Raw genomic sequence first — 13,297 nt, 5'->3', positions numbered from 1 at the left:
GCTCTCAGGGTTTCCTCGCCACCGGCACATGAAGCTGCCTGAGCGCCTCAACGAATCGCGACGGGTTGTCTTTATCAAACAGCAGCCAGACGCGTTTACGTGCTCGAGTGATAGCGACATACAACAAGCGGCGCTCTTCGGCATCAGGAAAATCTTCCGGTACCGGCAACAGCGCCTCTTCCATAATGGACTCACGGGCGGGGGCCGGGAAACCGTCCTGCCCTTCGTGTAACCCCAGCACAATGACATATTCCGCCTGCTGACCTTTACTGGCATGAATGGTCATAAAATCGAGCTGCAGTTTTGGCCAGCGCGTGGCGGCTTTCTCAAGGCTAGCGGGCTTAGCATGGTGATAACGCGCCAGCACCAGAATACGATCCTCCTGGGTAGCGTAGCCGCTGAGCTTATCGAGAAGCGCATCCAGTTGGTCCGTCGCCAATAATGTCACCGCGTTTTTATCGCCGGCGCTCAGGCTGTTAAGAGGTTTATTGAGCTGGTGCGGATTCTGCTGGATAAATCCATTGGCGACTTCACCAATGCGCGTGTTGAAACGATAGGTCGTATCCAGCGCGCACAGATCGCCTTCGCCAAAATAGTCATGAAACGCTGTGGTCAGCGAGAGTTGCGCACCGCTGAAACGGTAAATAGCCTGCCAGTCATCACCCACTGCAAACAAAGTGGTTTGTGAATTCTGCCGCCGTAATGCGGCCAGCAGCGCGGCGCGTTGCGGCGAGATGTCCTGAAACTCATCCACCAGGATATGCTTCCAGGGGCTGACAAAACGTCTTTTATCCAGCACGTTAATCGCCTGATGAATCAATCCGGAAAAATCGACGGCGTTTTCCGCTTTGAGCGCGGTTTTCCAGGCTTTCAGCAGGGGTGCCATCAGTTTGACCCGCTTGCTGAACAGCGTGCGTACCTCTTCCGGTGCCGCATCAATCATTTCAGTCTGAGTGCCACCATGCATACGCATCAGGCTGATCCAGCGATCCAACCGGGGCCCCATCCGACGCCGCAGTTTCTCATCGTCCCAGAAGTTACCTTCCGGAACCTGCCACTGCAGCTCCTCTTCCAGCCATTGTCGCCAGCCTTTGGCCTGCGCCTTTTTCTCTGCACACTGAGCTTGCCAGGCTTTAAGCAATAGTGTTTGTCGTGCGCTGGTATCACTCTCAAGTTTGCTAATTTCCGGCGCTTTTTTTCCACCCTGCTGGATGATGTATAACGCCAGCGCATGAAACGTACGTGCAGTGATGTCATCCGTATGCAACCGCTCACGAATGCGCTCATCCATCTCTTGCGCGGCTTTTCGACCAAAGGCCAACAGCAGGATCTGATCCGCTGATGCTTCGCCGCGCAGCAGCAGCCAGCCTGCGCGAGCCACCAAAACCGAGGTTTTTCCACTGCCTGCCCCGGCGAGCACCAGCAGCGCATTTTCACCATTGACCACCGCCCTTGCTTGCGCCGGGTTGAGCGGAGAACTTTCGATATTTTTAAAAAAGGCCTCGTACTGGATCAGCATTTTATCGGTCCAGTCCTGATTATGTTTTGCGCGTCCAGCCTCTGTATCTTTTAACCAGGCCTGGCATTGCCGCCACAGGTCCCGGCAGTTAGCAAAAGATTCAAGGCGGCTGGTGGGAACAGGCAACGCATCGAACGCCTTGTGAAGCTGTTGCTGAACACCTTTAAGCTGAGCGCGAGTGAGCCATTTTTCCTGATCCATACGTCCGGAAATGTCCGCGAGTTGTTCGGAGAGTACCCCCGCTGCCACCTCGCTCATCTCGGTGCTCCACGCCACCCAGCGTTCATTCAGATGCTGATAAAAGCGCTGTGTTTCATTCCATTCAGTCCCGTGCAAACGAACGACTTTATTATCTGCCAGAACAAATTCCAGCTCGCCCCATACCAGGCCACGTTTGCACTCGATTGCCAGCAACTGATTAAAAGGAATAAGGTATTCATGTCGATCACCTGAAACCTTCACGCCCGCATTGAGGATGACTACTCGATCATATGGATGCTGCGCCAGCCGCTTTCCCAATGAAGTCGCTTTTAGTTCCATCACACATCCTTTTTCAGCTTATGACTGTGATTGCCAGTTTAACCGCCAGAGAATACGTGCTCCAGCCAAAAAAATCGTTACAATTGTCAGGTCAATTCCCTGACAGAATAGCATTGAGGTTATATGCGTACCGTTCTGAATATATTGAACTTTGTCCTTGGCGGTTTTGCCACCACACTCGGCTGGCTATTAACAACGGTTTTGAGTGTTGCATTGGTTATTACCCTGCCGCTTACGCGCTCCTGTTGGGAAATCACTAAATTGTCGCTGATCCCCTGGGGCAACGAAGCTGTGCATGTCGATGAGCTGAACCCTGACAGTAAAAATACCCTCATGAATGCTGGTGGGACCGTGCTCAACGTTCTCTGGTTCGTGTTGTTTGGCTGGTGGCTCTGCGTGATGCACATTATGGCCGGTATTGCCCAGTGCATGACCATCATCGGCATCCCGGTCGGTATCGCCAATTTTAAAATTGCGGCAATCGCCTTATGGCCGGTTGGCCGCCGTGTTGTGTCGGTTGAAGTGGCCCGTGCCGCGCGCGAAGCCAATGCTCGCCGTCGTTTCCCGTAAACGAGTCACGAATACTATGCTAAGCCCCCTCCTTCGCCGGTACACCTGGAATAGTGCCTGGCTTTATAACATCCGTATCTTTCTTGCGCTAAGCGGAACGGCGGCATTGCCGTGGCTGCTTGGCGACGTGAAACTAACGATCCCTTTGACACTGGGCGTTGTTGCCGCGGCGCTGGCGGATCTCGATGATCGCCTGACCGGCCGTCTACGTAATTTAATCATTACCCTGATTTCTTTTTTTATCGCCTCGGCATCGGTCGAGCTTCTGTTTCCCTGGCCCTGGTTATTTGCCATTGGGCTTATCACGTCGACCATTGGGTTTATTTTGTTGGGAGGGCTGGGGCAACGCTACGCCACCATTGCGTTCGGCGCATTGCTTATCGCCATCTACACCATGCTTGGTACCACGTTATATACCGCATGGTATCAGCAGCCACTTTTACTGCTGGCAGGCGCCATCTGGTTTAACATGCTGACGCTGGTCGGGCACCTCGTTTTCCCCATCCGTCCTCTGCAGGATAATCTGGCGCGCTGCTACGAGCAGTTATCCCAATATCTGGAACTCAAAGCGCGACTGTTCGATCCGGATATAGAGGAGGAAAGCCAGGCTCCGCTTTATGAGCTGGCGCTGGCTAACGGGCAGTTGGTGTCAACACTAAACCAGACCAAGGCGTCATTATTGACCCGCCTGCGGGGCGATCGCGGACAGCGAGGAACCCGGCGTACGCTGCATTACTATTTTGCCGCACAGGATATTCATGAACGTGCCAGCTCTTCGCATATACAGTACCAGACACTGCGAGAACATTTTCGCTACAGCGACGTGATGTTCCGTTTTCAGCGGTTAATTACTCTGCAATCCCAGGCCTGCTCAAGGCTCGCTAACGCCATCCTGCTTCGCACACCTTACCAGCATGATCACCGCTTCGAACGCGCATTTATACATCTTGATGCTGCGCTAGATCGCATTCGAGCCAGCGGTACAACGTCCTCTGATCAACTGAAAGCGTTGGGTTTCTTACTCGATAATCTCCGTGCCATCGACGCACAACTGGCGAGTATCGAGTCCGGACAACCGCAAACTGGGCAGAAAAACGAAACGGAAAACTTACTGGCAGATGACAGCCTGCATGGATTGAGCGATATCTGGCTGCGTTTACGCAACAACCTTACACCGGAATCGGCACTGTTTCGCCATGCCGTGCGGATGTCTGTTGTGCTGTGTGCGGGCTACGCCATCATCCAAATTACCGGTCTGCACCACGGATACTGGATTCTGCTCACCAGCCTGTTTGTCTGCCAGCCTAACTACAACGCTACGCGCCACCGTCTCACGCTGCGTATCGTTGGAACTATTGCAGGTATCGCCCTCGGCCTCCCCGTCCTTTATTTTGTTCCCTCCCTGGAGGGGCAACTGATACTGATTGTTGTTACCGGTGTGCTTTTTTTCGCCTTTCGTCTTGTACAATACGCGCAGGCCACCATGTTCATCACCTTACTGGTACTGCTTTGCTTTAATTTGCTCGGCGAAGGTTTTGAAGTCGCCATGCCGCGAGTTATTGACACAATCATCGGATGCGCCATCGCCTGGGCCGCGGTAAGTTTTATCTGGCCAGACTGGCGTTTTCGCAATTTGGCACGCGTGACCGAGCAGGCATTTAATGCCAACTGCCGTTATCTGGACGCAATTCTCGAACAATATCATCAGGGGCGTGATAACCGTCTGGCCTACCGTATTGCCCGCAGAAACGCCTATAACAGAGATGCCGAACTGGCGTCGGTGGTCTCGAATATGGCATCGGAACCAGGCGCGACACCTGAACTGCGTGAAGTGGCATTTCGATTACTTTGCCTGAATCATACCTGTACCAGCTATATCTCTGCTCTTGGCGCACATCGCGAACAGCTTACTCATCCGGCCATTCTTCGCTTACTGGATGATGCAGTCTGTTATGTTGATGACGCCCTTCATCACCAGCCTGCTGATGAAGAGCGCGTACAGTTGACACTGGCAGATTTGTCGCGACGAATTAAGCATCTTGAGCCGCGACCTGACAGCAAAGAACCCCTTGTATTGCAACAAATAGGTCTGCTTATCGCCCTTTTGCCAGAAATGTGCCGTTTACAGCGGCAGATCATGACTTAATGATCCTGGTTTTTTTTCTGACCCACCTCGTGGTACCAGTCGATTAACTCCTGGCGTCTCAACGCCGGGAGCGCGGCTTCATGCAGCCCAATGATCGCGCCTTCCAGACCCAGCAGCACCTTGATGCCCATGTGTTTGTTCAACGCCTTCAAACGCAACCAACACGCTTTGGCGCCCAGATGCCGCAGCATACGTTCGTCTGGTATACCTGCGTCAAAAAGCATCATCTCAAGTTGAAAGCTTATGTTTGGAAGGTCCTTAAGGCGATGAGGCGTATCTCGCGCCGCTTTTTCCTCCCGGGCCGCCGCGAGCGATTGTGATGAAAGCCGCAACAATGTTGGCAAGTCACGCCAGAGATGCTCATCCACAAAGTAGTAGTTAAGTGAAACAGCGCGGCCACGCTTCTGGATTGTCAGAAGAGGTGAACTTCGCGTTACCCGATATTGCGCGCTCTCCTCACAGGCACGCAGGTATAACTCTCCTTCTGAAATCATCGCAAACACGGTGTTGTCTATCGATAAGCTGTAGCCACCAAAATGCGCGCGAAAGCGAATTTTCCCCAAAGGTGCGAGGTATTCCCGGGACTGATAGATCCTTTGATAGGATATGTTTTTCATGATTATTCCCTTGTAAATCATGGAGTAAAAACATTAATTCTGTTAACCGATCCGCTACTGAGGAACATAGGCAAGTGCGCGCAACTCAGCAAGAAAATTTTGCGCCTTCATCGCAATACAAGACAAAATTGCGAGATGCTTTCAGAAAATGAGGTTGATCTTTGAACGTCCAGGGGTTACTGTATGTTTATACAGTAACTAACAGGGCTGGGTTGATCATGTACCATTCATTAAGCCGTGCAAATCGTTCAACACAATATCTTTCCGCACACAACGCGGAGGCCATTGAGGCTTCTACGGGTCTGATCAGTGAGGTTGTTTATCGCGAAGATCAGCCCGGAATGACACAATTGCTGCTGTTGCCGTTATTGCAGCAACTGGGTCAACAATCGCGCTGGCAGCTCTGGTTAACGCCGCAACAAAAATTAAGCCGTGAATGGGTGTTGTCGGCAGGCCTGCCGCTGACTAAAGTTATGCAAATCAGCCAACTCTCTCCCTGCCTTACGCTGGAATCAATGATTCGCGCGTTACGTACCGGCAACTATAGCGTTGTGATTGGCTGGCATGCCGAAGAACTGACCGAAGAAGAACACCAGCGTCTGGCGATTGCAGCCGAAGAAGGGAACGCTATAGGCTTCGTTATGCGTCCAGTACAATATAATCCTCTCGCTGCGAGACAGCATTCCGGGATAAAAATTCACTCAAATTTGTATCATTGAGTAAAATTAGGATAAATCCTGGCATTATTTTTCTGTCCGGCAAGCATTGCCGTGTAATCAGCGAAATACGCCGCCAGCGCCCGATTCAGGCGACTTGCAAGGCAACTGAACTGGCGAATAGTTCCGCAAAAGTGTTAAATATTGTGTATACAAAGCCTTTTTTTTCATATGCCTGACGGACTTCACACTTGTAAGTTTCCAACTACGTTGTAGACTTTACATCGCCAGGGGTGCTCGGCATAAGCCAAAGATATCGTGAAGATATCTCTATAGGGACTGATGAGCAATGCCCCCGGTGAAGGATTTAACCGTGACTTCTCATCGAGATTTTCATGGCGATTTTTGGATGATAACGAGGCGCAAAAAATGAAAAAGACAGCTATCGCGATTGCAGTGGCACTGGCTGGTTTCGCTACCGTAGCGCAGGCCGCTCCGAAAGATAATACCTGGTATGCAGGTGGCAAACTGGGCTGGTCTCAGTTCCACGACACCGGCTTCATTCAGAACGACGGCCCGACCCACTCAAGTCAGCTTGGTGCAGGTGCGTTCGGTGGCTATCAGGTTAACCCGTACGTTGGTTTTGAGATGGGTTACGACTGGTTAGGTCGTATGCCATACAAAGGCGACAACGTAAACGGTGCGTTCAAAGCTCAAGGCGTACAGCTGACCGCTAAACTGGGTTACCCGATCACTGACGACCTGGACATCTACACTCGTCTGGGCGGCATGGTATGGCGTGCAGACGCTAAAGACAACAGCGGCTTCAAAGACCACGATACTGGTGTTTCCCCGGTCTTCGCGGGTGGCCTTGAGTGGGCTGTTACCCGTGATATCGCTACCCGTCTGGAATACCAGTGGGTTAACAACATCGGTGATGCGAACACCGTTGGTACCCGTCCGGACAACGGCATGCTGAGCGTAGGTGTTTCCTACCGTTTCGGCCAGCAGGAAGAAGCAGCGCCGGTTGTAGCGCCGGCTCCGGCTCCGGCTCCGGAAGTACAGACCAAGCACTTCACTCTGAAGTCTGACGTTCTGTTCAACTTCAACAAAGCAACCCTGAAACCGGAAGGTCAGCAGGCGCTGGATCAGCTGTATGGTCAGCTGAGCAACCTGGATCCGAAAGACGGTTCCGTAGTGGTTCTGGGCTTCACCGACCGTATCGGTTCTGACGCTTACAACCAGGGTCTGTCTGAGAAACGTGCTCAGTCCGTTGTTGATTACCTGATTTCTAAAGGTATCCCGGCGAACAAAATCTCCGCACGTGGCATGGGCAAATCCCAGCCGGTTACTGGCAGCACCTGTGACAACGTGAAAGCGCGCCCTGCGCTGATCGATTGCCTGGCGCCGGACCGTCGTGTAGAAATCGAAGTTCGTGGCAGCAAAGACGTTGTAACTCAGCCTCAGGCTTAAGTTCACGCGCTGTAAAAAAAACCCCGCGATGCGGGGTTTTTTATTGCCTGAACAAAAACAATTGTACAAAAAATCACTCTTTGCCTAATAGCGCCTGCAAATCCTGTTTAAGTGACGACATGGTGGTGGCGTATTTTTCTTTATGCTCGGCATCTTCAATTAACTGCACAATTGTCTCCGAAAGGGTTTTGCCCCGACGCTGTGCCAGAGCGGCCAAACGTTGCCAGACAACAAACTCCAGGTCGATTGATTTCTTGCGCGTATGCTGATGCTCGGCATTAAAATGGCGTTTGCGCCGCGCCCGAATAGTCTGTTTCATGCGGTTCATGAGAGACGGATTAATATGCTGCTCAATCCAGGCATTCACCTGCACGGGTTCATTTTCGAGGGTTAGCAATAAATCGACGGCGTCTTTGGCCGCGCTGGCTTCAATATATCTTGTAATAAGCTCACCTTCCCGGTGCTTTTTCACCAGATACTTCCATTTCCAGCCGCTTTCAAGATTTTCCAGTTGTTGATATTTCATTGCGATCTCAACGTTACCGTGTAACTCTGTTCAGAATATCAGTTTTTTTCTGCTCTGCTGAAAAGAAATCACATTCTGTCTATCCCAACAACATATCTGCAACGGGCAAACGTGTATTCCCTGTGTGCTGCCCATGCGTTTACGGTATAATCCCGCCTTTTACATCAGACTAAAAAAACGACTTTGACCATTACAAAACTTGAATGGAATGAACTGACTCCGGATACCGAGAGCTATCAGGATGTGTTTAAGCAGTCCGCACTCACTGACGAGACGGTCTTCTTCCTGGGCGATACTCAACCCCGATTACACTATGCGCTGGAACAGTTGCTTCATCCTGCGGCGACGTCACGCTTTATGCTGGCCAAAGCGCCAGAAGAAGAAGAGTACCTGACGATCCTCGCCAGGGCTGTGTCAGCGCTGCAGTCCGAGGAGATCGACGTTGTTGGTGGCGACTATCAGGTTAATGGTGCGACAGTTACGCTTACCCCCGCACAAAACGCAGAAGCCAATTTTGCCGGTAAAAACCAGGTAGTTATTGCCGATTGGGTCGAAGCTGAGCAGTTGTTTGGTTGCCTGCGCCAGTTCAATAACGAGATTACCCTGCAGCCCGGACTGGTACATCAGGCCAACGGTGGCACGTTGGTTATCTCTCTGCGCCCCCTTCTGGCGCAACCGTTACTGTGGATGCGTTTAAAAACCATGGTGACGCGCCGTCGTTTTGACTGGGTTGCATTTGATGAGTCTCGTCCCCTGCCCGTGTCAGTTCCGTCATTGCCGCTCGATCTTCGGGTTATCCTCGTGGGTGAACGCGATTCTCTGGCTGATTTCCAGGAGATGGAACCAGAGCTTGCCGAACAAGCTATCTATAGCGAATACGAAGACAATCTGCAGATTAGCGATGCGGAAACACTGGCGCAATGGTGTCAGTGGGTTCAACTGATCGCCCGGGAGGCAGAATTGCCTTCACCGTCTGCAGATGCATGGCCGGTACTGATTCGGGAAGCCGTTCGCTATACCGGCGATCAAGAGACGCTCCCGCTTTGCCCGCTATGGTTAACCCGCCAGTTAGGCGAAGTATCCGCTATGACCGACGCCCGGACATTTGATGCTGAGCAACTTACCACCATGCTTACTCAGCGTGAATGGCGAGAAGGCTATCTGGCGGAGCGCATGCAAGATGAAATTCTGTTAGAGCAGATCCTCATTGAGACTGAAGGTGAACAGGTCGGTCAAATCAACGCCCTGTCAGTGGTTGAGTTTCCGGGACATCCACGTGCATTTGGAGAACCTTCACGTATAAGCTGCGTCGTGCACATCGGCGATGGCGAATTTAACGACATTGAACGTAAAGCTGAACTCGGCGGCAACATTCATGCAAAAGGCATGATGATTATGCAGTCTTTCCTGATGGCTGAGCTGGAGCTTGAGCAACAGATCCCGTTCTCCGCATCGCTGACTTTTGAGCAATCTTACAGTGAAGTGGACGGTGACAGCGCCTCGATGGCTGAACTGTGTGCCCTGATCAGCGCCCTGGCGGATGTCCCTGTCAGCCAGAGTATCGCTATCACCGGTTCGGTGGATCAGTTTGGTCGCGCCCAGCCTGTGGGTGGGCTCAATGAAAAGATCGAAGGATTCTTTGCTATCTGTCAGACTCGTGGTCTGGACGGCAACCAGGGGGTGATCATACCCGTTGCCAATGTGCGCCATCTTTGTCTGCGCCAGGAGTTGCTGGATGCCGTCAAGGCAGGTCAATTCTCTATCTGGGCCATAGAAGATGTCATGGATGCACTCCCCTTATTGACCAGACTGGTCTGGGATGCAGAAGGACAAACTACACTGAAGCAGACCATCCTGGAGCGTATCGCCCAGGCGACGCAACAAGACGCTCGTCACCGTTATCCGTGGCCGCTTCGTTGGCTTAGCTGGTTCAGTCCCAACTGATCGGACTTGTTCAGCGTACACGTGTTAGCTATCCTGCGTCCGAAACTCACAATAAGGCTTACATAGAACATGGTAGATAAACGCGAATCCTATACAAAAGAAGATCTTCTTGCCTCTGGTCGCGGAGAGCTGTTTGGCGAAAAAGGCCCACAATTACCAGCTCCAAGCATGCTGATGATGGACCGTGTGGTGTCAATGACCGAAAACGGTGGGAATTTCGACAAAGGATATGTTGAAGCTGAATTAGATATTAATCCGGATCTGTGGTTCTTTGGTTGCCACTTTATCGGCGACCCGGTAATGCCAGGGTGCCTCGGTCTGGACGCTATGTGGCAGCTCGTTGGTTTCTACCTGGGCTGGCTCGGTGGCGAAGGTAAAGGGCGTGCGCTGGGCGTAGGCGAAGTGAAATTCACCGGTCAGATTCTGCCGACCGCGAAAAAAGTAACCTACCGTATCCACTTCAAACGCGTCATCAACCGTCGTCTGGTGATGGGCCTGGCCGATGGTGAAGTGCTGGTTGATGGCCGTGTTATCTACACTGCGACCGATCTGAAAGTAGGCCTGTTCCAGGACACTTCTGCATTCTGATGCTGATTGCCGTGTAACGCGCCACAAGATGGCGTAGGACAAAAAAGGCGAAACCTCCGCAATGCGGAGGTTTCTTGTTAAAGAGACAGAATCAGGCAATGACGGCCCTGTCCTCCATGGCTTCTCGCCAGCCTCCCATCCATTCGGATCTCTGATTCAGCGTCTGATAAGGACACATTTCTTTTGGCCGTCCCGTGATTCCGGCCTGATACCCACGTTGATGTGCCCGTTCCAGGCGATCTCGCTTTTGTCTCTTCATGCCTCGTTTCCCTCATTTTTTGGTCTGGTGGAAAAGAAAACAGTGGTTACTAAGTATGCAACCACAGGCTACGAATACCCTGGATACGGTTTGTCGTCAATGCGCAAAATTCACGCCAGTGTCATAAATGTGACCTAAACAGAAGTTCATTTGTACAAAAACTGTGAACCAGCACAGGTAATGAATTGAGCACAAAATAAAAAAAGCCGTCAGACAAAAATGACCTGACGGCGTAGACAATGCAGTCAATTTTACTATGGCAGACGTTTAAGCTCGCTGGCGATACTTGCCGATTCCTGTTGCCAGGCCTGGGCCAACATTTTCACCATCTCGTCATAGCCATCTTGCTGCTGCTTAAGCTCAATGTGGAAAGGACGCTTAATCAGTTGCCCACGATGATTAACCAGCCATTCACCGCTCACGATAACCCGCCCGTCATAACGACCATGAAAGCCGGTTACGGTGACGTTGAGCGTGTTCTGCTCACTGCCAAGCGGTTGCGAAGCCACAACCCAGCCGGGAAGAGCGTTACTTAAATTCGCCACCAGCGTCGTGCGAAGCTGTTGGTCCAGCGGGCTCGCCCACAGATTATTGGTGGCAATAACGTATTGCACATCGGTTGTCTGATAGACCACGCCATTTCCTGCGAGATAATCCGGCACCGTCACCTGCTCGACCCACAGCAGGTGTTGCCCACGCGCATCGCTTTGCGTCACCGTTGATTGCGGCGGTGACGGTAGCTGATAGTAGTTTTTCTTATCACCGCTCGCGCTGCAGGCCGTCAGAAGCATGGCCAGAAGCGCTATCATTCCTTTTTTCATTCTTTCGCCCTCTTCGGCTGCGGATCGTCTTTACCCTTCGCTTCAAATACGAGCGCATTGCTCTTATCGTTCAGCGTTTTGAGCACCGGCTGTAGCTCACGCAACACCTGATCAAGACGCTGCATATCCGCCACCATCTTGTTGTACGCGGCCGACCCCGGCTGGAAGCCCTGCATACTGCGATTGAGCTCACGCAGCGTATTTTGCATATCTGCTGGTAACTGCTGCATAGACTGACTGGCTGTCAGCTTATTCAGATTATCGAGTGTCGTCTGCAGACGGCGCATCGTCTGCTGGCTCGCCGTTAATGTATTGGTTGCCTGCTCGATCATTGGGTTAAGTGGCAGATTGTTAATTTTATCCAGCGTATCCATCAGTTTTTGCTGAATCTGCGCCAGACCGCCGCTGACCGTCGGGATGATGCGATAACCACCAAATTCCGGCATATCGGTTACAGGGGGTGCCTTCGGATAAAAATCGAGGTCGACATACAGGGCACCCGTCACAATATTGCCAGTTTTCAGCGCCGCACGCAGGCCACGTTTCATTAGCTCAGTAATATGCTCATCCACGTTAGGATCGCCGCCAAACTGGCTAATCAGACGCTGAGGCTCAATACGAATCAGAATAGGTATCCGGTAATCATCATTCAATTTCTGACGCATTTCTGGCGTGAAGAACGGGACTTTCGCCACGGTCCCCAGGCGAATACCGCGAAACTCGACCGGCGCGCCGGGTTGCAGACCGCGAATCGAATCTTTGAAGAACATCAGATAATCAATATGTTCGGTATACAGCGACTCCTGAATACTGCGCTGGTCGTCATACAGCATAAACGCCGTTTTTTCTGCAACAGGCTCGCCCAGTTCATTCCCTTCCGGCACGTCAAAGCTCACGCCACCACCAAACAGGGTACTGAGCGATCCCATTTCAACTCGCATTCCGGCAGAGGTTAAATCAACGGCGATACCGCTGTCTTTCCAGAAACGCACGTTGCTGGTGACCAGACGATCGTTTGGCGCATTAATAAAAAGCTGATAGGTAATCGTACGTTTCTGCGTGTCGAAAGTGCTTGTCTCGACAGAGCCGACGCGGTAGCCACGGAAAAGTACCGGATCGCCCGGAGAGAGTTGCCCCGCTTTTTTGCTGTCCAGGATAATTCGAATCCCTTTTGCATCCGGCGGTGCCAGCGGCGGCGAATCAAGCAGGTTATATCTCTCCGGCTGATTGCCCTTCTTCCCTGGCTGGAGCTCGATATAGGCGCCCGAAAGTAATGTCCCGAGGCCACTGATCCCTTCACGGCCAACCTGCGGTTTAACCACCCAAAAAACGGAGTCGTTGTAGAGCAACTTTTCCATCCCGGTATTCAGGCGCGCTTTAATCTCAACATGGGTGAGATCGTCCGTCAGCGTCGTACTTTCCACCACGCCGACATCCACGCTGCGGCTTTTGATGGTCGTTTTACCCCCGATGATGCCTTCGGCATTGGTGGTAATGAGGGTGACTTCCGGCCCCTGGTGGCTGTAATGGTAAAAGAGGATCCACGCACCGATGAGGGCCGTGACGATCGGGAATATCCATACCGGCGACCAGTTTTTAACTTTCTGCACTTTCGCCTCCCCACTGGTTTTCTCCATG

Annotated in this window: 12 protein-coding genes; 6 read left to right on the top strand and 6 right to left on the bottom strand. The window is 52.0% G+C overall.

Annotated elements, in window-relative coordinates:
- Positions 1-4 precede the first annotated feature (4 nt).
- Positions 5-2,059, bottom strand: a complete 2,055-nt coding sequence (gene helD / locus IP582_RS08425; RefSeq protein WP_193795635.1) for a DNA helicase IV — start codon at positions 2,057-2,059, stop codon at positions 5-7.
- Positions 2,060-2,182: 123 nt separating this feature from the next.
- Here helD and IP582_RS08420 point away from each other — a divergent pair, with 123 nt between their 5' ends.
- Both IP582_RS08420 and yccS read left to right on the top strand, forming a co-directional pair.
- Positions 2,183-2,629 (top strand): YccF domain-containing protein, encoded by a 447-nt coding sequence (locus IP582_RS08420; protein WP_039078590.1) that lies wholly within the window; start codon positions 2,183-2,185, stop codon positions 2,627-2,629.
- Between the two features lie 16 nt (positions 2,630-2,645).
- Positions 2,646-4,775 carry a YccS family putative transporter gene (gene yccS, locus IP582_RS08415; RefSeq protein WP_193795634.1) on the top strand — a complete coding sequence of 710 codons (2,130 nt, stop codon included), beginning with the start codon at positions 2,646-2,648 and terminating at the stop codon, positions 4,773-4,775.
- Here yccS and IP582_RS08410 read toward each other — a convergent pair.
- Positions 4,772-5,392, bottom strand: a complete 621-nt coding sequence (locus IP582_RS08410; protein ID WP_039078588.1) for a TfoX/Sxy family DNA transformation protein — start codon at positions 5,390-5,392, stop codon at positions 4,772-4,774. The genes yccS and IP582_RS08410 overlap by 4 nt on opposite strands.
- A 218-nt stretch (positions 5,393-5,610) precedes the next feature.
- On the opposite strand from IP582_RS08410, the gene sulA reads away from it, so the two are divergent.
- The gene (gene sulA, locus IP582_RS08405) at positions 5,611-6,111 is read left to right on the top strand and encodes an SOS-induced cell division inhibitor SulA (RefSeq protein WP_193795633.1); all 501 of its coding nucleotides are present in this window, start codon (positions 5,611-5,613) and stop codon (positions 6,109-6,111) included.
- A 366-nt stretch (positions 6,112-6,477) separates the two neighbouring features.
- Positions 6,478-7,521 (top strand): porin OmpA, encoded by a 1,044-nt coding sequence (ompA, locus tag IP582_RS08400; RefSeq protein ID WP_193795632.1) that lies wholly within the window; start codon positions 6,478-6,480, stop codon positions 7,519-7,521.
- Between the two features lie 73 nt (positions 7,522-7,594).
- Here the strand turns inward: ompA and matP are convergent, their stop codons facing one another.
- Positions 7,595-8,047: a macrodomain Ter protein MatP gene (matP, locus tag IP582_RS08395; RefSeq protein ID WP_047371001.1), complete on the bottom strand. Its 453-nt coding sequence runs from the start codon at positions 8,045-8,047 to the stop codon at positions 7,595-7,597.
- 183 nt (positions 8,048-8,230) lie between these two features.
- Here matP and IP582_RS08390 point away from each other — a divergent pair, with 183 nt between their 5' ends.
- Both IP582_RS08390 and fabA read left to right on the top strand, forming a co-directional pair.
- Positions 8,231-9,991 (top strand): Lon protease family protein, encoded by a 1,761-nt coding sequence (locus IP582_RS08390; RefSeq protein WP_193795631.1) that lies wholly within the window; start codon positions 8,231-8,233, stop codon positions 9,989-9,991.
- A 69-nt stretch (positions 9,992-10,060) separates the two neighbouring features.
- Entirely contained in the window at positions 10,061-10,579 is a 519-nt protein-coding gene (gene fabA, locus IP582_RS08385) for a bifunctional 3-hydroxydecanoyl-ACP dehydratase/trans-2-decenoyl-ACP isomerase (RefSeq protein WP_071194677.1), read from the top strand.
- Positions 10,580-10,670: 91 nt separating this feature from the next.
- Here fabA and rmf read toward each other — a convergent pair whose 3' ends face one another.
- The 3 genes from rmf to pqiB form a co-directional block, all read right to left on the bottom strand.
- On the bottom strand, positions 10,671-10,838 hold the full coding sequence (gene rmf, locus IP582_RS08380; protein WP_039078582.1) for a ribosome modulation factor: 168 nt from the start codon (positions 10,836-10,838) through the stop codon (positions 10,671-10,673).
- A 254-nt stretch (positions 10,839-11,092) separates the two neighbouring features.
- Positions 11,093-11,659, bottom strand: a complete 567-nt coding sequence (gene pqiC, locus IP582_RS08375) for a membrane integrity-associated transporter subunit PqiC (protein ID WP_193795630.1) — start codon at positions 11,657-11,659, stop codon at positions 11,093-11,095.
- On the bottom strand, positions 11,656-13,296 hold the full coding sequence (gene pqiB / locus IP582_RS08370) for an intermembrane transport protein PqiB (RefSeq protein ID WP_039078580.1): 1,641 nt from the start codon (positions 13,294-13,296) through the stop codon (positions 11,656-11,658). The genes pqiC and pqiB overlap by 4 nt, the downstream gene beginning before the upstream one ends.
- Position 13,297: the final 1 nt, after the last annotated feature.

The sequence above is a fragment of the Citrobacter sp. BDA59-3 genome, assembly GCF_015167655.1.
In the GTDB taxonomy this organism is placed as follows: Bacteria; Pseudomonadota; Gammaproteobacteria; order Enterobacterales; family Enterobacteriaceae; genus Phytobacter; species Phytobacter diazotrophicus.
This window is presented reverse-complemented; position numbering and strand designations above follow the sequence as displayed.